Annotated in this window: 29 protein-coding genes and 1 riboswitch; of the genes, 28 read left to right on the top strand and 1 reads right to left on the bottom strand. The window is 42.1% G+C overall.

Going from position 1 to position 19,861, the window contains the following annotated elements:
* Nucleotides 1-3: 3 nt before the first annotated feature.
* Nucleotides 4-47: riboswitch (PreQ1 riboswitch) on the top strand.
* Between the two features lie 155 nt (nt 48-202).
* The 9 genes from queC to J2Z32_RS06725 all read left to right on the top strand — a co-directional run bounded on the left by queC (nt 203) and on the right by J2Z32_RS06725 (nt 7,057).
* Nucleotides 203-886, top strand: coding sequence for a 7-cyano-7-deazaguanine synthase QueC (gene queC, locus J2Z32_RS06765; RefSeq protein ID WP_342453928.1), 684 nt, complete (start codon nt 203-205; stop codon nt 884-886).
* Between the two features lie 2 nt (nt 887-888).
* Nucleotides 889-1,377: a 6-carboxytetrahydropterin synthase QueD gene (gene queD / locus J2Z32_RS06760; RefSeq protein WP_210088584.1), complete on the top strand. Its 489-nt coding sequence runs from the start codon at nt 889-891 to the stop codon at nt 1,375-1,377.
* On the top strand, nt 1,374-2,108 hold the full coding sequence (gene queE / locus J2Z32_RS06755) for a 7-carboxy-7-deazaguanine synthase QueE (RefSeq protein ID WP_210088426.1): 735 nt from the start codon (nt 1,374-1,376) through the stop codon (nt 2,106-2,108). Before queD ends, queE begins: the two co-directional genes overlap by 4 nt.
* 278 nt (nt 2,109-2,386) lie before the next feature.
* Nucleotides 2,387-2,884, top strand: coding sequence for a preQ(1) synthase (queF, locus tag J2Z32_RS06750; RefSeq protein WP_210088425.1), 498 nt, complete (start codon nt 2,387-2,389; stop codon nt 2,882-2,884).
* Nucleotides 2,885-2,887: 3 nt separating this feature from the next.
* Nucleotides 2,888-3,826 (top strand): helix-turn-helix transcriptional regulator, encoded by a 939-nt coding sequence (locus J2Z32_RS06745; RefSeq protein ID WP_210088424.1) that lies wholly within the window; start codon nt 2,888-2,890, stop codon nt 3,824-3,826.
* A gap of 69 nt (nt 3,827-3,895) precedes the next feature.
* Nucleotides 3,896-4,474: a DinB family protein gene (locus J2Z32_RS06740; protein ID WP_210088423.1), complete on the top strand. Its 579-nt coding sequence runs from the start codon at nt 3,896-3,898 to the stop codon at nt 4,472-4,474.
* A 281-nt stretch (nt 4,475-4,755) separates the two neighbouring features.
* On the top strand, nt 4,756-4,935 hold the full coding sequence (locus J2Z32_RS06735) for a hypothetical protein (RefSeq protein WP_210088422.1): 180 nt from the start codon (nt 4,756-4,758) through the stop codon (nt 4,933-4,935).
* Nucleotides 4,936-4,998: 63 nt separating this feature from the next.
* Nucleotides 4,999-5,484: a hypothetical protein gene (locus J2Z32_RS06730; protein WP_210088421.1), complete on the top strand. Its 486-nt coding sequence runs from the start codon at nt 4,999-5,001 to the stop codon at nt 5,482-5,484.
* A gap of 115 nt (nt 5,485-5,599) precedes the next feature.
* Nucleotides 5,600-7,057 carry a phage tail sheath family protein gene (locus J2Z32_RS06725; protein WP_210088420.1) on the top strand — a complete coding sequence of 486 codons (1,458 nt, stop codon included), beginning with the start codon at nt 5,600-5,602 and terminating at the stop codon, nt 7,055-7,057.
* A 74-nt stretch (nt 7,058-7,131) separates the two neighbouring features.
* Here J2Z32_RS06725 and J2Z32_RS22510 read toward each other — a convergent pair whose 3' ends face one another.
* Nucleotides 7,132-7,263, bottom strand: coding sequence for a hypothetical protein (locus tag J2Z32_RS22510; RefSeq protein WP_280921112.1), 132 nt, complete (start codon nt 7,261-7,263; stop codon nt 7,132-7,134).
* A gap of 39 nt (nt 7,264-7,302) precedes the next feature.
* On the opposite strand from J2Z32_RS22510, the gene J2Z32_RS06720 reads away from it, so the two are divergent.
* The 19 genes from J2Z32_RS06720 (at nt 7,303) to J2Z32_RS06630 (ending at nt 19,770) form a co-directional block, all read left to right on the top strand.
* On the top strand, nt 7,303-7,719 hold the full coding sequence (locus J2Z32_RS06720; protein ID WP_210088419.1) for a phage tail tube protein: 417 nt from the start codon (nt 7,303-7,305) through the stop codon (nt 7,717-7,719).
* A 165-nt stretch (nt 7,720-7,884) separates the two neighbouring features.
* Entirely contained in the window at nt 7,885-8,340 is a 456-nt protein-coding gene (locus J2Z32_RS06715) for a phage tail assembly chaperone (protein WP_210088418.1), read from the top strand.
* On the top strand, nt 8,340-8,501 hold the full coding sequence (locus J2Z32_RS06710; RefSeq protein WP_210088417.1) for a hypothetical protein: 162 nt from the start codon (nt 8,340-8,342) through the stop codon (nt 8,499-8,501). The genes J2Z32_RS06715 and J2Z32_RS06710 overlap by 1 nt, the downstream gene beginning before the upstream one ends.
* Nucleotides 8,502-8,666: 165 nt before the next feature.
* Nucleotides 8,667-10,463, top strand: a complete 1,797-nt coding sequence (locus tag J2Z32_RS06705) for a hypothetical protein (protein ID WP_210088416.1) — start codon at nt 8,667-8,669, stop codon at nt 10,461-10,463.
* Between the two features lie 10 nt (nt 10,464-10,473).
* Complete coding sequence (locus tag J2Z32_RS06700; RefSeq protein WP_210088415.1) at nt 10,474-11,142, top strand: LysM peptidoglycan-binding domain-containing protein; 669 nt, start codon at nt 10,474-10,476, stop codon at nt 11,140-11,142.
* Entirely contained in the window at nt 11,139-12,128 is a 990-nt protein-coding gene (locus J2Z32_RS06695; protein ID WP_210088414.1) for an XkdQ/YqbQ family protein, read from the top strand. Before J2Z32_RS06700 ends, J2Z32_RS06695 begins: the two co-directional genes overlap by 4 nt.
* Nucleotides 12,121-12,540, top strand: coding sequence for a hypothetical protein (locus tag J2Z32_RS06690; RefSeq protein ID WP_210088413.1), 420 nt, complete (start codon nt 12,121-12,123; stop codon nt 12,538-12,540). The genes J2Z32_RS06695 and J2Z32_RS06690 overlap by 8 nt, the downstream gene beginning before the upstream one ends.
* The gene (locus tag J2Z32_RS06685; RefSeq protein WP_342453927.1) at nt 12,533-13,024 is read left to right on the top strand and encodes a DUF2634 domain-containing protein; all 492 of its coding nucleotides are present in this window, start codon (nt 12,533-12,535) and stop codon (nt 13,022-13,024) included. Before J2Z32_RS06690 ends, J2Z32_RS06685 begins: the two co-directional genes overlap by 8 nt.
* The gene (locus J2Z32_RS06680; protein ID WP_210088411.1) at nt 13,024-14,142 is read left to right on the top strand and encodes a baseplate J/gp47 family protein; all 1,119 of its coding nucleotides are present in this window, start codon (nt 13,024-13,026) and stop codon (nt 14,140-14,142) included. Before J2Z32_RS06685 ends, J2Z32_RS06680 begins: the two co-directional genes overlap by 1 nt.
* Nucleotides 14,135-14,701, top strand: coding sequence for a YmfQ family protein (locus J2Z32_RS06675; RefSeq protein ID WP_210088410.1), 567 nt, complete (start codon nt 14,135-14,137; stop codon nt 14,699-14,701). The genes J2Z32_RS06680 and J2Z32_RS06675 overlap by 8 nt, the downstream gene beginning before the upstream one ends.
* The gene (locus J2Z32_RS06670) at nt 14,701-15,270 is read left to right on the top strand and encodes a hypothetical protein (RefSeq protein WP_210088409.1); all 570 of its coding nucleotides are present in this window, start codon (nt 14,701-14,703) and stop codon (nt 15,268-15,270) included. Before J2Z32_RS06675 ends, J2Z32_RS06670 begins: the two co-directional genes overlap by 1 nt.
* Nucleotides 15,271-15,588, top strand: coding sequence for a hypothetical protein (locus J2Z32_RS06665; RefSeq protein WP_210088408.1), 318 nt, complete (start codon nt 15,271-15,273; stop codon nt 15,586-15,588).
* Complete coding sequence (locus J2Z32_RS06660; RefSeq protein WP_210088407.1) at nt 15,585-16,646, top strand: NHL repeat-containing protein; 1,062 nt, start codon at nt 15,585-15,587, stop codon at nt 16,644-16,646. The genes J2Z32_RS06665 and J2Z32_RS06660 overlap by 4 nt, the downstream gene beginning before the upstream one ends.
* Before the next feature lie 26 nt (nt 16,647-16,672).
* Complete coding sequence (locus J2Z32_RS06655; protein WP_210088406.1) at nt 16,673-16,981, top strand: hypothetical protein; 309 nt, start codon at nt 16,673-16,675, stop codon at nt 16,979-16,981.
* Entirely contained in the window at nt 16,981-17,109 is a 129-nt protein-coding gene (locus J2Z32_RS06650; RefSeq protein ID WP_210088405.1) for an XkdX family protein, read from the top strand. Before J2Z32_RS06655 ends, J2Z32_RS06650 begins: the two co-directional genes overlap by 1 nt.
* A gap of 36 nt (nt 17,110-17,145) precedes the next feature.
* Nucleotides 17,146-18,048 (top strand): hypothetical protein, encoded by a 903-nt coding sequence (locus J2Z32_RS06645; RefSeq protein WP_210088404.1) that lies wholly within the window; start codon nt 17,146-17,148, stop codon nt 18,046-18,048.
* A 17-nt stretch (nt 18,049-18,065) separates the two neighbouring features.
* The gene (locus tag J2Z32_RS06640) at nt 18,066-18,368 is read left to right on the top strand and encodes a hypothetical protein (protein WP_210088403.1); all 303 of its coding nucleotides are present in this window, start codon (nt 18,066-18,068) and stop codon (nt 18,366-18,368) included.
* A gap of 168 nt (nt 18,369-18,536) precedes the next feature.
* Nucleotides 18,537-18,770 (top strand): hypothetical protein, encoded by a 234-nt coding sequence (locus tag J2Z32_RS06635; RefSeq protein WP_245251267.1) that lies wholly within the window; start codon nt 18,537-18,539, stop codon nt 18,768-18,770.
* Nucleotides 18,771-18,816: 46 nt separating this feature from the next.
* Nucleotides 18,817-19,770 carry a peptidoglycan recognition protein family protein gene (locus J2Z32_RS06630; protein WP_342453926.1) on the top strand — a complete coding sequence of 318 codons (954 nt, stop codon included), beginning with the start codon at nt 18,817-18,819 and terminating at the stop codon, nt 19,768-19,770.
* Nucleotides 19,771-19,861: the final 91 nt, after the last annotated feature.

Raw genomic sequence — 19,861 nt, 5'->3', positions numbered from 1 at the left:
AGCATGGGAGAGGTTCGCGAACTCCCTCTATAAAAAACTAATGGAATCGGAGTATGGTTTTATACCCGATTTTTTTGTTACGGTCAGGTATATTGATTTAGGGACATACTTCGATCAATGTTTTTTTATGGTTTAGTTCATGAAACTCTCTTTCTTCCGTAGACCTTCGTGTCTATATTTTATTGAAGAGGAGAGATTTTTTGTGTTCAAAAAAGAAAAAGCCGTTGTTGTTTTCAGCGGAGGGCAAGACAGTACCACTTGTTTGTTTTGGGCTATGCAGCAGTTTGCAGAGGTTGAGGCGGTGACATTCGGGTATGGGCAACGACATTCCCTTGAAATTGATTGTGCTAAGCAAATTGCAGAGGAATTAGGGGTCAAATGGACGCTGCTAGACATGAGCTTACTTGGACAGCTCACCCATAACGCACTAACGAGTGACGATGTGGCAATCGAGCATAAAGAAGGTGAATTGCCAAGCACCTTTGTGGAGGGACGTAATCATTTATTTTTAAGCTTTGCGGCTGTATTTGCGAAGGGAATTGGTGCACGACATTTAGTAACTGGGGTATGCGAAACGGATTTTAGTGGTTATCCAGATTGTCGGGACAATTTTGTTAAGTCGTTAAATGTAACCTTAAACTTAGCAATGGATCATAATTTTGTTATTCATACGCCATTAATGTGGATTAACAAAGCGCAAACGTGGCAGCTTGCGGATCAATTAGGTGCTTTTGAGTTTGTGCGTGAAAAAACGTTAACCTGCTACAATGGCATCATTGGAGATGGTTGTGGCACATGTCCTGCATGTCAGTTGCGTAAGGCGGGTTTGGAGTCGTTTTTGCAGGATAAGGATGAAAAGCCCAAATCAAAGGAATTAAGCTTATGAGTATGAACAAGCTGCCAGGGGAATTTGTCATTGTTGAAGCTTTGCAAAAGCTTGGAGCAGACATTACCAAGGAGCAATTAAAATATCATCAGCGGCGTGTACTGGTTAGTAAGGAATTTACCTTTGATGCTGCACACCATTTACATGCTTATGAAGGCAAATGCAAAAATTTGCATGGGCATACGTACAAGGTTGTTTTTGGCATTAGTGGTTTTACCAATGATATCGGTATTACCGTCGATTTTGGAACATTAAAGCAAATTTGGCGAGAAAAAATCGAGCCTTATTTAGATCATAGATATTTAAACGAAACCTTACCAGCGATGAATACAACCGCTGAAAATATCGTCGTGTGGATATATGAACAAACACAGCTAGCTTTTGAATCTGGGCAATATTGTCCGAGGGAGCTAGCAGCGAGAGTGGAATTTGTACGTTTATATGAAACTCCTACAAGCTATGCGGAAGCTAGACGGGAGTGGATGTCATGACGGAATTAAGTCTACCGATTATGGAGATTTTTGGTCCAACTGTTCAGGGAGAAGGGATGGTGATCGGGCAAAAAACGATGTTTGTACGCACAGCAGGCTGTGATTATCGGTGTAGCTGGTGTGATTCTGCTTTTACATGGGATGGAAGCGCCAAGGAGCGAATTGTTTCGATGACTCCCCACGAAATTTGGCAGGAGCTAACCTCTCTAGCTGGCAATCGTTTTTCACACGTTACTATCTCAGGTGGCAACCCTGCTTTGCTAAAAAATATGGGTGAGCTAGTTCGCCTTTTGCATCAATATGACATTACTGTGGCGATCGAAACCCAAGGTTCACGTTGGCAGTCATGGCTACTAGAAATTGATCAAGTCACCTTATCGCCTAAGCCACCAAGCTCTGGCATGACTACAAATTGGGAGACGCTAGAAATGATCGTGAACCGTTTAGCAGAGCGTCCTGTCCCTTATGAGGTGAGTCTCAAGGTCGTCATATTTAATGACGAGGACTTGGAATACGCCAAGCTAGTTCATCGTAAATTCCCTGACGTCACCTTATATTTGCAGGTCGGAAACGAAGACGTCAAGCGAATGGATTACCCCGCACATACGATGGATTTATTGCGCAGATATGAACTGCTTATTGAGTCTGTGATGGCATCGAGTGAACTAAACGATGTGAGAGTATTACCACAGCTTCATGCATTAGTGTGGGGGAATAAGCAAGGAGTTTAGGTTATTTTAAAGTTTTTAAAATTCATTTACTCTAAAAAATTATAATAAATAAGGCTCAATTATAATTAGTGTTTGACTTCGGCAGGAATACAAAGCGGAAGAGAGAGGGATTGTGGAACAATGCAATGTTCGCCTTTAAAACTAAATTTCAACGTACAGCTACTTCTAATCAGAAATTTAGTTTTAACAGCGAGTGAAGCAACCCTCTGCTCGTAGCGTCATTTTTCTTCCTTACGTCAATCGCTAATTGTAAGTGCCTTCTTTGGGAGGATTATTTTATGCCAGGAAGACAAAAAGAAGAAATGCAGGACGTGACCCTACTTGGCAATCAAGGGGTACAATATCCATTTACGTATACACCAGAAATACTTGAAAGCTTTGATAACAAGCATCCGTACCGTGACTACTGGGTGAAATTTAATTGCCCTGAATTTACAAGCCTTTGTCCTATCACAGGACAACCTGATTTTGCGACCATTTACATTAGCTATATTCCTGCTGTTAAAATGGTAGAAAGCAAATCCTTAAAGCTGTATCTATTCAGCTTCCGTAATCATGGAGATTTTCATGAGGATTGTGTCAATATTATAATGAATGACCTCATTAAGCTGATGGACCCGAATTACATTGAGGTATGGGGCAAGTTTACGCCACGTGGAGGGATCTCCATTGATCCTTATACGAATTACGGAAAACCAAACACAAAATATGAGAAGATGGCAGAGCACCGCTTAATGAACCATGATATGTACCCAGAAAAGGTGGATAATCGCTAAATTATGAATAAAACCGACCGACAGCTTGCTATTTTGTTAGAGCTTCAACACCAAAAGGTAGTAAAGGCAGAGCAGTTAGCACAGCAATTTGAAATCAGTATAAGAACGATTTATCGAGATATTCAAGCACTTTGTGAAGCTGGGGTTCCGATCATTGGAGCACCTGGACAAGGTTATTTGCTGATGGACGGTTATTTTTTGCCACCAGTTGGTTTTACTGCGCAGGAAGCTGTGGCATTGCTTGTTGGGATGGATTTTATTCAGCAAAGCTTGGAGAAGGATTATAGCACCGCGGCAATGTCTGCGAAACGAAAGGTACAAGCGGTTTTGCCCGAAGCGATTCAAGCTGAAGCTAGATTGATCAGCGATACGATGAAGCTCATTAAGCATCAACCTGATCATGCAGAAAAGGAAGCTTTAGAGCAAATTAGAGCTGCGATTATACATCGTAATAAAATTTGCTTTCATTATATGAAAAGCATTGCTGAGGATGATGGGAATCGTGCTACTGAGCGCACCGCTGATCCCTATGGTCTAACGCTTTTTAATGGAAATTGGGTTGTAGTGGCGTATTGTGATTTACGAAAAAGCATTCGTCATTTTAGATTGTCTCGTATGACAAAGCTTCATATTTTAGATGAAACCTTTGCTTATCCAAAAGGCTTTAATCTACAGAAATATGCTCCACAGGCTGATCGAAATATTGAGGTCATCTTGAGGGCAGACCCTAACATTATTGATAAAATAAAAGAGCAAAGTCATTTTTATTTGGATAAAGTAGAGCATCAGGCTCAGCACTTACTTGTTTATTTTAAAGTACGTCAAGTGGAGGAATTGTTGCCTCATGTTCTAGGTTGGGGAAGTAAAGTTGAAGTGGTACAACCACTTGATTTTAGACAAAAAATAAAAGAAGAGACTTTAAAAATGTTAAAACGTTACTGACATACAGTTGTCAGTAGCGTTTTTTTACTATATAGGCAGGAAACAAAATAAAAAGGAGAAATGAATACAATGAGAAGCACAAAAGAAGCGCTTGATTCGCTTGAGGAAACAATAAAGCAATATGTTGCGGAGTTAGAGAGATTGAGTATGAATGATCTCCTTTACACGACAGATGAGGTAGATTGGTCACTAGGTCAAATGTATATGCATTTAATTCAAGCCAGTCAAAACATGCACATGTTTAACATTAAGCAATGCTTAACTGGAATGGAGCCAGCAACGATTTCTTCCGCGACCGCTTCCACAAGCAAAACAGAGCAAGGTCAAGCTATATTTGATCAGGGAGGCTTTGCGCCGATCCGTATTGCTGTGCCTGCTTCCCCGCAGTATACACCAAAACAGCCAGAGAGCAAGGAGCAACTTCTTTCAGGACTGTTGCAGGTATTAGAGGAAATGAAACAACTCGAGCCTAGAGTTAACCATACTATTAGTGATGCTACTGAGACTAATGAATATAAAATTGCTCATCCTAGATTTGGATATTTAGATGCAAAGGAGTGGTTCCTGCTCATTGAAATGCATTTCTGTCATCATTTATTGCAATTGGCTCGGTTGAAACAGAAGTTAGGGGCGAAGAGCTCACAATAAAAAATAAAAGGTAATCAATGAACAAGGGATTTATTGTGAATAAAGCTTGTTTTATAAGGTGAAAAGTAACCTGTCCTCTCGTTGACCGCTACTTGACCGCCACCTGTCCCTTGCATAGACAAATCTCGTGTTAAATTAGTAATGTGGATGAAAAGGATAAGGGATGAAACATCACGTTATCATCAAATCATCTAAGTTCATTCATTAACAATATTGGACATCAAAAACAACCGTACATGCTTGCGGTTGTTTTTTTGTGTCTTTTTGCAGGAGGGATATTTGTGAGTAAAAAATTAAAAAGCTTACCGTCCATAGATCTCCCACAACAGCCTCAAGCCTGCAAAGGTTGCTTGTGGGGGAAATGGGTCGGAACAAGTCAGGTGTGCAGCTTGCCACGATGTGTGCCAGAGCAGCTTACATCTAGTAAGAAAAAGCAGCTACGGCGCAAGGCAATAAGCTAGGAAAGTGATAGTGGCTGGCCTAGCTGGGAATGCGAATGCCACCGTGACTGAACAGGAGGGAGGATGAGTATGTATGACCAAGCATCAAACATAGCCATCGATAACTGGCTGCAAAGTGCAGGTCAATGGACCAAAACGATTTTAGGTGAAAATAGCAATGTGTACGTTGGTGCTTTAAGCGACGAGGTTATTATGCCTTATGTGTTGTGGGAATTGAGCAGCATGGAGGTGTTACATCGTGGGATTACTTCGTTTGAGACTAACAAGACGTTAACGGCAACGATTGTAGCTGAAAATCCATTGCAGGAGCTTAATTGGATGACAAAGCTGCTGGAAACGATAGGAACTCAGCCCAAGCTTGCATTGGAAGGGAGTAGCTTGAATACTAACCCCAAATATGTGCATGTCACCTCGTGTAGAGGAAATGTCACGAAACCGACACCGTCGCAGCCTAAACGCGAATGCACAGTTACATTAACGTTAAGTGGTAGGACGGCGCTAACGACATCTGAAGTAGATGTCATGCAAAAAATTCAATTTGGTTCATGATGGCTACAACGGCTCATGACAGTCGTTTCATTAGTCTACAAAATTGTTTCACAAAAAATGTTGTACAAATGTGTTTAACAAAAAAATTTGAACAAGAAAAGAGGGTGCTTTTTTAATGGCAGGAGGAAATTGGAGTTTAAACGATCAACCGGTATTACCAGGTTTATATATGAATTTTTTAAGTGCAGCAGGTAATGCGATTCAGTCAGGGGCAAGAGGGATTGTGCTTGCACCTGTTAAGGCTCATTGGGGCCCAATTGGCGAGGTTGTAGAGATTGCACATGAAGCAGCGATTGCGGATGTGTTTAGTAAAAATGTAACAGGAGGCGCTACGGCGCACACGACTTTACAGCTTGCTTTGTTAGGAGGCCCTAAAAAGCTATTGGCTTATCGACTTGCAGATGATAATGCGAAGCAAGCTACATTGCGCTTAAATAAAGCAGGTGAAGATGGCGATGCCATTTTAAATATTAAAGCTAAATATGCAGGTGAACGCGGAAATGGCTTTACCATTACGATTCAGGATAATGAGTTTACCCCTGAGGAAAAGGAATTAAAGCTACTAGAGGGGACAACGCTGTTAGGTACAGTGAACCTTGGGACAGGTGAAGTTGAGCAGGCCGTTACAGCTATTAATGCTACTTTACAGAAATATATTGTAGCTGAAAAGCTGGCAGAGGGTGTACTCGCAAATGTGGCTCAAGCTGCACTAGCAGGCGGAAATAGCGGGATTGCTGGCATTACCAATGCAGATTATATCGCGGCAACAAATGTGTTTGAAACTGAGGAATTCCATGTGTTGACCTTAGATGGTGTTAGTGATGCGGCTCTAAGAACAAGCCTAATTGCTTGGGTAAAACGTGTGCGTAAAGAAGGAAAAGGAATTTTGCTCACACTTGGAGGTTCAAATGCAGAGGATTTAGCAGAAAACGCAGTCCAAAATGCAATTGAACGAAGCAAAGTGGCTAATCATGAAGGCATCATCAACGTGGGTACAGGTGCAAAGCTTAACGGCGTAAGCTATTCCTCCGCACAGGTGGCTGCTTGGGTTGCTGGTTTAATTGCAGGTCAAGGCTTAAAGGAATCAACGACTTATGCGATCTCACCATTTGATGATGTCACTCGTCGCTGGACAAGAGCAGAGCAAGAGCAAGCGGTGAAGCAAGGCGTATTTATTTTGATTCATGACGGTTTACGTGTGAAGGTACTTCGTGGTGTTAATACTTTGACCTCTTTAGCGGAGGGACAAGGAACTAGCTTCAAAAAAATCCGTAAAATTCGCGTCATTGATCAAATTAATAGTGATTTACAACGTCAAGCTGAGGACAACTATATCGGTAAAGTGAATAACACCGAAGAAGGCCGCTTAGCTTTAATCGAAGCAAGTAGACAATACCTACAACGTCTAGCTTCTGAAAATATCATTGAATCCACAGGTTATGAGGTTGCACTTGACCCTCGCTTCTATGGTAATACAAAGCAATTTACGCCTGATGCGGATCAGGTTTATTTGACATGGCGTGCAGATACAACCGACGTGATGGAGCAGATTTTTGGGACTTTTTATGTGTGATAAGTGAATGAAGGCTTGAAAAACTTACTTTTGGTGAGGGAGTCGCTACGAGCAGAGGGTTGCTGCGAGCGCTGTTAAAGACGGATTCCTTGAATGGAATAGATTAAGGAATACAATCCGTCTTTAAAGGCGCACATTTCATTTCTCCGCAATCCCCCTGCTCTACGCTGACTGTGGCGGTATAAAGTAAGGTGATATTCAGCCAATATTTTCAAAAAAATTAAAATTTATGGAGGTATTTATATATGGCACAGCATCTTGACCCAACTCGGGTAATTATGGGGACCTTTGGTCAAATTTTTATTAATGGGAACTGGCAAAGTAATCTCAATCATTTGGAAGCAGGTGTTGAGGTGGAGAAAAAGGAATTAAATTTAGTGGGTACAGATTATACGGTCGTTAAGCTTGGGCGCAAAAAGGGAACAGGCACGATGAGTGGATATAAAGTGACTTCGGATATGATTAAACGTGGTTTTGAACGTTTCGACATTATCCACAAGTTAGCTGATCCTGAATCTTATGGTTTTGAGCGTATTCAGTTGACTGGTTGTATTGTAGATAAGATTCAGCTAGCGAACTGGACAGCAGGAGAAGAGGTAACCGAGGAAACTCCATTTACGTTTGAATCCTATGAATTGCTTGATCCGATTCAAGCTTCATAAAGAGGAATTAAAAAGCAAAAGAGAAGATAACAATCATGCAGTATAACATCATACTAGCATAGAGAAATAGAAGGAAAGCTCCCAAACCTAACTTTTATAGGCGAAGGAGCTTTTCTATTATCTAAAATCATAATCAAATTAGTCAATTTACTGGAGGAAACAAAGATGAGTGAAGTATTTAACGAGCAGGATATTTTGGATGGTTTGTTTGAAACGGCGGCTAATTTGCCCGAGGAAACGGTGTTTATTAATCGTCTGAATTTGCGCATCACGCTCCGTGGTTTGACCTCTAGCAAGGTAGATGGTATTCGTGAGCGTTGTACAGTGCGGAAAACGAACAAAGGTCATGTTTCTGAAAAGGTAGATAGTGAGCTGTTTAATGCGGCTTTAATTAAGGAAGCAACGGCAGCCTTAGAGGTCGTGAAAAAGGACAAGGAAGGAACTGAGCATTCTGTACAGCTTTCTGGCTGGGGGGATGATCGCCTGGTGAGTCGCTTGAAATTGTCTGGTGGCGAGGAAGCGGTTCGTCGTTTGCTTTTAGCAGGGGAACTGGATGCAGTAGGTGACAAGGTGCTCGAAATTTCTGGATTTGGGGTTAACATCGAAGACATAAAAAACTAATGGACTCCGGTGGGGAGACGGCGCTTATGTTCCATCTGTGGAATCGGCATCATCTTCGCCCCGGGGTGTATTGGTCGTTGTCTAAAGGGGAACGCAAGCTACTACGCGCTTTTTCAGAAAAAGAGCTAGAGTTAGCTACAGGTTCGATAGATAAGCGATAAAGCGAGAATGCTTGGTTGATAGGATAGAGTGCGTAAAGAAGCAGCAAATGCGATGAATGTAATTTAATCCATTGGAATGAAATTGAATGAGGTATAGAGGGATAACGGAATTAGAAAAAGACTTAGCGAATCTCTTTTGGATGTAAGTCTAGAAAGGAGGAGATTATGGCTAAACAAAATGAATATGAAGTCAACACAGATAAAAGTGTGCGCCAGCTAGATCAGCTTGAAAAGAAGATAAGTCGAGTGGATAGTTTGTTTGAGCGTGCACAGCGGCGAGGTACTGCTTTAGGCAAGATGAATATTGCGCCAACGCTTGCACTTAATGATAAGCTGTCGGATCATTTGACTAGGATTGAGAATCGGTTACTACGACTTAATCGTCGAACCTTTATGCCGACCCTTCACATAAATGATTTTGCTACGGCAGAGATTGCGGGTGTGGAAGCTAATTTAAGAGCATTAACCTCTAAGAGATGGGCAATTCAATTACAGAAGGTAAATTGGGAATCGATGATTGGTAGCACATTTGGAAAGTGGTTTTCTAATCAGGCTAGCAAAACGATTACCTCAATATCTAGCTCTATTTCTATTCAGCTATCCACAGTTCAAATTGCAATCCCTTCTATTGAAAAAGGGAAAGAGGACTGCTGTGAATGTAAATGTGATTCAGGTGATGGCTCAGGTGGCAAAGATGGGGATAGTCTTGGCGATATTATTATCGATATTGCAATAGATACCCTTAAAAATCTAATTGCAGATAAGCTTTCCACTTTAATAGATAAGTTTCTTGAGAAATCTAAAATTGGATCTTTAGTTAAAGCGCTAAAGGATGCAGTATTAGATAAAATAGGCGATTGGGGCAAGGATAAAATCAAATCCATGGGGGAAACGGCTGGCAAATGGATTGGTAAAGGTACCGAAGTAGCTGGAAAAGCATGGGAGAAGGCTAAAACCGTTGGCGGCAACCTATGGGATGGAGCGAAGAACGTAGGCGGTAACGTGCTGGAAAAGGCTAAAACCGTAGGTGGAAATCTATGGGATGGAGTCAAAAATATTGGTGGTAACCTGTGGGATAAAACCAAAGATGTTGGTGGAGGCCTTTGGAATGGCACTAAAAATGTAGGTGGTAAGGTGCTAGACTGGGGCAAAAATATTTTTGGGGGTGTCGGTTCAAGCATCTCTAAAGGTTTAGGTTCTGCTGGTGATTTTTTAAAGGGAGCTTGGAATGGTACTAAAGCGATAGGGAAATTTGGGAAAAATGTACTTGGACGTATGGGTGGAGCACTAGGAGCATTGGTAGATGGAGTGTCTATAATAACTGCAGGTTCTGGTAGAGAACGAGCACAAGCGATTGGCTCTGCTATTTTATCTGCTGGAGGAGGTTTCCTTGGTGGAACAATTGGGACTTTGTTTGGACCTGGTATAGGTACAGCAGCAGGTGCACTTGCTGGCGGTGCAGCAGGCTCCCATGCAGGTGATGCTGTAGGTGGTTGGATTTTTGATCTAATCTATGGAAAAGAGGAGCCTAAGAAAACTGTTGGAGCAGTAATATCTTCTCCAATTTTAGCACAACGTGAAGCAAGCGTTGCGCCTATCCCAGATTCTATTAGATATCCTAGAAATAACGTTATTATGGGGCCTCCATCATCACCAACATCAGATCGGGGAGGACTTACACCTTCTAACAATGGAGGTTGCCATTGTTACTGCAATTGCAATTGTACAAATATAGGTACTAGTATGGCTCCAACCCCAATCACCCCTACTGCAACGATGCAGGCACAGCCTGACGTGCAAAAGCAGGTACTTGATCCAACGATTCAAGTTAACCTGCCAGTCGGGGCGGTACAGCTTACCGTGAATCAGCCTGAGCTAAATTATGATCAAATTGCTAGCGTTGTAGGGACGAAAATTACAAGCTCTGTTCAGTTAGCATGGCAAAATACGAAGTTGAGATGAGGAATGGAATATGGAGTTTATTTTAAAAGATTCCTCTGGTGTTGATTTTAAATTTCCTGTAAATCCGGAGGAAGTGAGTATTACAAGAGGCAAAGATGTGGAGACGGTGAACATTCTTTCTCTTGGCGAATATGATTTCCCGGGAGGGGAGAAGGTGAAGGAAATCGCCTTCTCTTCTTTTTTTCCACTTCACTATAACAAAAGCTATTGTACCTATGAAGATTTTCCAGATCCCAAAACAGCGATGGATCAACTTACTGCGATGATGAGTAAAGGGGAGCCGCTAAGATTGCTTATTGCAGGAGAAAACTCCAAGCTACTGAATGCACTTGTCATTCTTTCAGCACATAACAATTCATTTCGAGGTGGGGAGCCTGGCGATATTTATTTTGATATCGTGGCGCGTACTTGGCGAAAGCCTAAAATGCACACGAAGGCAGGGACAGTTTCAACTGCAAGCAAAACAGGTGCAAGCTCAAAAGCTAAGGATTCACGTAGTGATACGCGTAAAAAATCGGTCACTTATGTCGTGAAATCAGGGGATAGCTTATCTAAAATTGCAAAAAGGGAGTTAGGCTCTAGCTCTAAGTGGCAAGATATTTATAAGCTTAATAAGGCAACGATTGGTGCAGACCCTAACAAAATTAAGGTTGGACAAAAGTTGGTGATGCCATCGTGAGTTACGAGGTTGTTTTAGACAATAAGTATTATTTAAGAGAACTCATTGAGAGTATTTCACTCAAGGATTCTTTAGAGCAAATATCGTATGAAGCGACCATTCAGTTAAAAGTGCCTACTGAGGGAATACAAATTGAACCGGGACAAGGTATTCGAGTTAGCGGTGTTCCATATGAGGGTAGCAGTATGGTGTATTTGCTTCATCCTGGGGTGGTCTGGGATCTGAGCAGTAATACAAAAGGTAGTAAGCATATTACTATCGTTGCCTATGATCGCACCATTTATTTGACAAAATCAGAGGATGAGTATTTTTTCAAAGCGGGAAGTACAGCGAGTCAACGATTAAAAAAGTATGCGACAGACTGGAAGATTAAATTAGGGAATATCCCTAATATTTCAACGAAGCTAAGTAAAGCAACTCATCGTGCTCAGCCTATTTACAACATGATTACGCAAGACCTACAAGAAACCGTCAAGGCTGGTGGGGAGATGTATATTCCACGCATGACGCCAGCAGGTTTAGAGCTTTTCAAAATCGGAAGTAACAAAACGGTATGGAATCTGGAAGCGATAGAGGAAGTAACACAGGTGCGTACTCTTGAAGGGGCAATCACGAAGGTGAAGGTCATTGGAAATAGTGAAAATGGGAAGTCAGGCGCTGATTCACCATCTCCAGTGTTAGCGATAGCTTCTTCTCCCGATATTCCTAAGCTAGGCACATTACAAAAAATTGTACAAAACGAAGAAACAAAAACAACCGCCGCTGCCAAAAAACTAGCACAATCCATGCTGACGGGAGTGATTGAAACCTTTACGGTTCGTGCTATGGACATTAATACGATGCGTGCAGGTGATCTTGTACATTTTAATGGGTTGAAGCTCATTGTCACCTCAATTACGCATGAGCTAGGTGATCCAGGGCATATGTCGCTAGAGCTAGCGTCGAAGGATTTTGTGAAAAGGAGGTATTTTTTAAATTATGGCTGATGATCCTTATGTATCTTTTGCCTCCTCCTTAAAGCAGCAAATTTCTGGGCATGCCCAGCAGATGATGTTAGGTACTGGAGCGGAGCTAGGCACAATTACAGCAACTGGACTTAAGCTAGATCAATTTAAGCATGAAATTCAGGACTATTATGTTGCAGATTTTAACGTGACTTTAGCCATGCCAGCCTATACTCAAAAGGGCAAAATAAAGGTTGACGCTGATCATCCTGATAGCGAGGAATTAAGCTCTGGGACAGGACAGATGAGCTATGAGGTTGAAGCTGGTGAGATTCCAAAGGTAGGCATGAGCTTAGCCAAAGGTTTAGTAGCTGGGGACAGAGTGGTTGTATTACAGCTCAATGGAGGGCAAGATGCCGTTGTATTATGCAAGGTGGTGAGTGCAGGTGGCTGATCTTTTTCCAAATGATGTCGTTTGGGCTGAGAGTAACGGAAGTGGTAACGAGCTTGATGCGGTTGATGATGTATTGAACGTATCTAGTGACGCTTCTGCGGTTCAGTTTGGACGAAGCTGGCAGTTTGATTTTGAGCAAGGGGATTTTATTTTTACAAATACGAAACGGATTGCGGTCGCAGACGAGCTAGAGGCTTGGAAGGTGTGGTGCATGAAGGCGCTACATACGCCAAGATACCGACATTTGGTGTACTCCAATGACTATGGACAGCAATACGATGAGTTAATAGGCAGAGCATATAGTAAGCCAGCGCTTGAATCCGAAATCGAACGAATGACGACGGAAGCATTAATGGTGGACCCTAGAACGGCTGAGGTGGATCAATTCCAGTTTGATTGGTCGGAAGGTGCGTGTCATTTTAGCTGTGTTGTCACAAGTGTAAGGCAGGAGAGCAGTAGGCTGGAAAGGAGTGTGTCGTTCTAATGGCAGAGTTGCCGCTTTATTTACAGGAGCAAACAGAAGAACAAATTATGCAGCGAATGCTGGACAAAGTGCCTTCGGATATTGATAAATCTGAAGGTTCTTTTATTTGGGACGCGGAAGCGCCGGTGGCGTTTGCGTTATCTGAAGCCGCAATTTGGGCGCAGCAGGTGTTAGCGCGTGGATTTGCAAGCACAACGTATGGCGAATATTTGGACTATCGGGTGGCAGAGCATGGTGTGAGTCGTCGTGGTGCTGTTGCTGCTAGTGGTGGGATTACGTTTTCAGGTACTCCAGGGCAGGTCGTACCTAAGGGGACGATCTTAGCGACACTTGCCGACGAATGGACTGGCGAAGCTAGCATCGAGTATGTCACAAATGCTGATGTCACCTTAAATGATGAAGGCGTTGGCAAGGTGGGAGCAGCTGCTTTGGTAGCAGGGAAGCAAGGCAATGTCCCTAGTGGCGTAATTACAATTATGTCCACCCCAATTCAAGGGATATCAAAGATTACGAATGAAAAAGAGTTTAGTGGTGGCGCAAATGTTGAGTCGGATGAAGCATTGCTAGAGCGTTTTTATGCAAGAGTTCGTAACCAAGGCACGAGTGGAAACAAAGCCCATTATACGCTTTGGGCAACTGAAATTGCGGGTGTCGGAGGTGTACAGGTCAAGCCTTTGTGGCAAGGGGCTGGCACAGTTGGTATTTATGTCATTGATACTGAAAAACGTGCAGCTAATGCAGACATTGTGCAAGCCGTTCAGACGTATATTGACCCCACGCAGGACGGGCAAGGGCAAGGCATGGCACCAGCAGGAGCAATCACAACAGTTATGCCTGCTCAGGAAGTGCCGATTAACATTTCGGTACAGCTTACTTTGGCGAAGGAGGCGACCCTAGACGAGGTCAAAGCACTCATTCAAAAAGGAGTAACGAGCTACCTAAAGCAGCTAGCTTTTCAGGATAGCTTGGTGCGGATTACACGTATTGCCGCGGTTTTGTTAGATATTCCGCCGATCACAGACTATTCTGGTTTAACCGTAAATGGCTCCACAGATAGCAACATCGAAATCCCATTTGGTCAGGTGGCGGTGCTTGGCGAGGTGAATGTGCATGAATGAAGTCATGAGTGAATCGGGACGAGAAATGCTTGGTTATTTGCCAACTTATTACGAAAACTCTCGTGTTATGCGCTCTCATTTAGATGGCGTGGGGACAGAGTTAGATAAGCTGAGTGAAGCGCTCCATGAGACGTTGGATCAGTTTTTTGTGAAGACGGCAACATGGGGATTAGTGCATTGGGAAAATGAGCTAGGCATTTATAGTGATCCTAGTAAGCCGATCTCACAGCGTAGAGCAGTGGTGGAGTCAAAGCTTCGCGGCAGTGGCAGCTTCTCAGGTCGTCTAGTCCAAAATGTAGCCGAAGCTTATTACGTGGGTAATGTGGATGTCACCTTTCAGCCAGCGGAGTGGAGCTTTACGATTTATTTTAAAGATACGATTGGTGTCCCTCCTAACTTGGATGATATTAAAGCGATGATTGAAGAAATTAAGCCAGCGCATTTGATCGCTGAATATTCCTTTAATTATTTACGACTTAGCGACATTCATGAGGTGATGATATTGGAACAAATGCAAGCACAGCCACTAGGTAACTTTGATGGAAGGAGTGAGGTATAGTGAGCAGTAAAACTAAAAATTTAGGTCTATTGAAAAAAGATCCTATTTTAGACAAAAACGATACGTTTAACATCCAGACGATGCTAAATGACAACTGGGACAAACTAGATGGTGCGGTTGGAGGTGGCTTCCAGCAAGCCAAAGCTTATACTGATGAGCAAATTAGCTTAGTTACCGCTACAGGAATTCCAAAGTTAGTGAGCTATCCTTTACAGGTGGTATCGACAGAGGATAACCAAACAACCTTTGAGATTCCGCTGGATACGTTTGAGGTGGCCACGGATACGTTGATCGTGGTCATTAACCGAGCGTTTTTGGATGCGAGTCAGTACACAGTGAAGGGTGCGGTTCGGGATGAAGCTGGTACGCTTGTGAAGCGAGCGGAACTGGTGCTTGCCAAAGGAATTGCTGAAGGTTCAGAGTTGTCGCTGCTTGTTATGAAAAATGTACCCATTGGGGAAGATGGGGCGATTAATGGGGCGGTGTTGGCGGTAGATAGCGTTCCTATTAGTAGAATTAGAGATTTAGATAGAATTATTAATCAACAAAGTAATTGGGGGGCGTTGTAAATGGCTGATGTGAGTAAGAGGTTTGCTAAGGGGAGTATAGTTGATGGGGTAGCTACCATTGTTTATACAGTTCCAGAGGGGAAGAAAGCATTCGTCAAGGCGATTTCTATATGCAACTATTCCTCGTCAGCTATAAGATTCACTATTACTTTTGCTAATGTTCATCTTGCATTCAATCACGAGTTAAAAGAGTATGATTCAATAACAATCCCTTTTTTAGATCAAATATTAGAATCTGGTGAAGCGTTGTTCATTTCCAAAGTAGGAACAGGAAATGGACACTATTACATTTCAGGTCGTGAGGTGGACATAGAATGAGTCTATTAGATGATTACAGACTAGATAATTATAGGCTAGGGGCAAAAAAAAACGTTTCTGGGGGCGTAGTAACTGATTCGGACTTAGAAATAGATAATACTAAGGGGAATGGGGGGGTAGCTTGGGTAAAGAGCGCATCGCAAGCGCAATTCGCAAAAGGAGTCGTCGTTGACGATGATCGGAGTTCGTATTGGGTTTGTTATAACTCCGGCTCAGTAAAAAAAATAATCAAATTAGACGTAAACGGCACAGAGGTTTGGTCGCATGTTTCTACAAATTTCAATTTTCCATCGGCAATAGCTAGAGATGGTTTTGGAAACATTTACGTGGCGCTCAATGGTTTAGCTTCTAGCACTTATAGCGTCATAAAATTAAGGGAAAGTGATGGAGGTCTTGTGTTGGCTTCATCCGAACCCCGAAACGGATTGTCGATAGCGGTAGACGAAAAACAGAATGTATATGTTGGGTATGAGGGTTCTACTGGTGGTTCTGTATCGGTAGCTAAATATAATAGCGGTCTTGCTCAGTTGTGGCAAAAAGCGGATTTACCTAATTGCGTTGGTATGGCTGTGAAAAATGACATTTTGGTTTGCTCTCATGCTGTCAGTTCAAGCGAGAGAATCAGGAGATTGAGTACAAGTAATGGCAATAGAATTTGGGGGAGAAGCGAGACTAAATCGCCGCGAGGTATAACGATAGACGAAGAAAACAACGTTTATGTGTGTTTTGCAGACAACCCCTTGGCGAACAACGGTATAACTGTGATTGATGGTGTTTCTGGCTCTGAAAAAAACAGAACAAACAAGGTTGGAAACTGTCAAACGATAAAAACGGATAGCCTTGGCAGGGTTTATGTAGGTATAATTGGCGCAGCAATAGGAATGGATACGGTTGTGAAGATGGATAAAAATTGGAATAAGATTTGGGGTAGTTTGGATTTAGGTCAAGTGTATGGTATTGACGTAGACTCCAGAGGGGATGTGTATTGTGCACACTTTTTAGCAAATAATACGTCTTTGAGAAAATTACAAGGTGAGGTATATTATAAAATAAAATAGAGTTTTATTGGAAGGAAGAGGAAAAAATGAGATTATTAGTAGGGACGAAAATTAATGATAAAAAAATTAAAGTTGAAACTATATATAATTTGGATGTCTCACAAAATGATTCTATTGATCGTAGCATCGGAGTTGTAGTAGAGGATGAAATTACATTCCCTGAATACGAAGCAGGCAAGGGCTATCAGTGGTTTGTTAATCCAATTACGGCGGAGCAATGGCTTGAAGAAATTGAAGTACCATTAACACCTGAAGAACAAACACAAGTCCTATTAAAACAGCAACAAGTCATTATTGATCAACTTGTATTAGATTCATTAGGAGGTGCTAATTAATGTTTGAAACATTGAAACGGTTGTATTTAACTGAAAAGCTAGATGATGCAGGCTTGCGTAAAGCGGTTGATGTTAAGAAGTGGATTACAGAAGAACAATATGGGGAAATTAAACAGAGCGCCGAATAAGGCGTATTTTTTATGCCTAAAGAAAGGGGAATAGCTATGAACGGAATCACACTCCAAGAAATGTCCGAGGAAACAGTACAACAACTCCAAGCTAACTATGTCCGTCAGCCCGCATTTGCTCATACAGAAGGCACAGCAGAAGCCTATACAGTTAACCTAGATCCTAAGCCTATTATTTTAGAAGATGGTTTTGGAATTACTATTGTTCCTCATGTAACTAACGAAGCAGAAGTAACGCTTAACATTAATGGACTTGGTGCAATCAGTCTTAAAGACCAAAAAGGCAAAGCCTTTACATCAGGAAAATTACAAGCAGGTAAGCCCTACACCTTCCGCAAAGTAGGTATAGATTTTTTGGCAGATAGCTCTGGTGGGTCAGGTGATGCAGTTGCAGGAGACATCAGAGCAGGGAAGGTTGCAACAACAGATAATGGAGATGTAGTTGGGATGTTACCTGTTAGGACTGGCGGGACAGTTACGCCTAGTACCACTAATCAAACTAAACAAGCTGGGATTTATGATAGTCCGATTGTGGTCGAGGGGAGTCCGAATTTGGTTGCAGGAAATATTAAGCAGGGCGTTAGTCTGTTTGGGGTGAGTGGGAGTTATACAGGAGCGATAAAGGAGAATGTATACAAGAATCTTTTGACTATTCCTAATACATTAATTTATATTCACGCTCCTACCCGTCCGTATCTTATATGGTTCACCTCATATTCAACCCAAAATGTCCCGCCGTATAATAATACAGAATCAATGAGTATTATAATGGACTATATGTATTTAGGCTATCCAACTACATTATCAAATTATGTAACTCTTAAAAACGGTAATAACGTTGTACAGTTTTTTAACTACGAACCTGAAAACAATAGAATAGGATTCATGAATACTGGTGGAGTTAATATGTATTCAGAGATTCATGTATTTACAAAATAGTAGGAGGAGGAATTTGAATGTTTAATATTATGCCAGATAGAGAAGAAGAAATTTCTGAGGAACGCATGACAGCAATGATTGATTTCTTGTCGACGTATTTTGTTATGGATAGAACAAAGACTCGAATTTATTCTACTACTATTCATCACAATTATGATGGTAAGTCTTATGAAATAGACCTTATTACCGATGCGGTTAAATTTGTTGAAATGAAGTCGATTGCTATTACTAAGGCAATGGAAAACGGAACCGATCTATTAGACGAAATAAAATTACATGATCCCGAAAATGTTCAAGGATTTAATGAACTAATTTATTAGAGGGAGGGGCGGAGTATGGGTAACTTAATAGTATAACAGACAGCGCCTAAAGGCGTATTTTTTATGCCCTCTGACCCCGTCAGAGGGCTATTCTCTATCCCACAAAAAAAGGAGGCAAAACCCATGGACCCCACAGCAATCTTCGCCGTCATTACCGCCCTTAGCGGCATGGCGCTTGGCTGGCTTGGCAGGACACGTTCGATTCGGCAAGATGCCGCCCACGATGCGGGCACAGTGACCGCTTTGCAGACGGATCTCGAATACATTCGGCGTGGCGTAGACGATATCAGGCTTGATCAACGTGTACAAAGTCAACGAATTGACGTTTTAAGTGAGCGCGTAACACGAATTGAAGAGTCCTCCAAGCAAATGCACAAGCGAATGGATCGAATAGAAGAATAGAATAATAGCAGAAATGCAAACTTCTTGCATAGGCTAGAAAGGAGAAGTGAATATCTTGGACAAAACTAAATATAAGATTGAACGAAGATATATCGATAAACGTCCAAATGTCCGTCCTGGTACACGTTTGAAAACAGGCACACCTGCCTTTTTTGTAGCGCATGATACAGGCAATCCGGGCGCAGGAGCAGAAAATCATTATAGCTACTTTAACACACAAAAAGATAGAAGCGCCTCTGCCCACGTCTTTATTGATGACAAAATGATTCTAGAAATTATCCCCACTGGAACTGGAGGTGACCCTGCCGAAAAAGCGTGGCATGTGCTTTACAACGTGACAACTGATAACGAGCGTTTTGGCTATGACAGTAATGATGCTGCATTAGCGATTGAGCTATGTTACGGAGAAAGCCGCCGAAATGGCAAGGTGCTGCGTAAAATTGATTTTGACGAAGCCTACAAGCGGTATGTGTGGTATTTGGCATATTGCTGTGATAAATGGGGGAAAAACCCGTTTGTGCATATCCCTTCACACCGACAGCTAGATCCAGCTCGCAAGCGTGATGTCGATCAGGCATTAGCAACCAATGGCAAAACATTAAAGGACCTATTAAACGATGTCGCAACTGAATTGAAGCAACCCGCCTCAGGTGGCGTTACCCTCGACTTTGAACCAATTCCCGCAAATGTAGCCCAATCTCTAATCGCCACTTATATTTCACCAATTTGGTACGTATCTAAAGACCGCAACGATCTTGAAGGTATGAACCACTTTCACAACCTAGCAAATAATTTACGACTCAACGCAGGAATTCCAATCGCAGGCACAACAACGACGCCAGTCCAAAAGCTACCAAAAAGCAACGCCCAAGAAATTATTTATCGCTGGTTATCCCCTGCTTGGTTTGAAGCAAAATCATACGGACGAAATGATCTTGCCAAACAATTGAACGAAACTGCTAATCTACTTCGTAAAGCAGCAGGCTTACCAGTGCAATAAGGAGCAATTCCTGTAATGAATTAATTTGAGGTTTGAACAAAAAAAGCGCCTCCTGTATGCTGGGTTCCGAATGGTGTACATTCATTCCCTA

Origin of the sequence: Paenibacillus turicensis, assembly GCF_017873435.1 — a bacterium.
GTDB lineage: Bacteria > Bacillota > Bacilli > Paenibacillales > Paenibacillaceae > Fontibacillus > Fontibacillus turicensis.
Note: the sequence above shows the minus strand (reverse complement) of the source record. Positions and strands in the feature narration are given on the sequence as shown.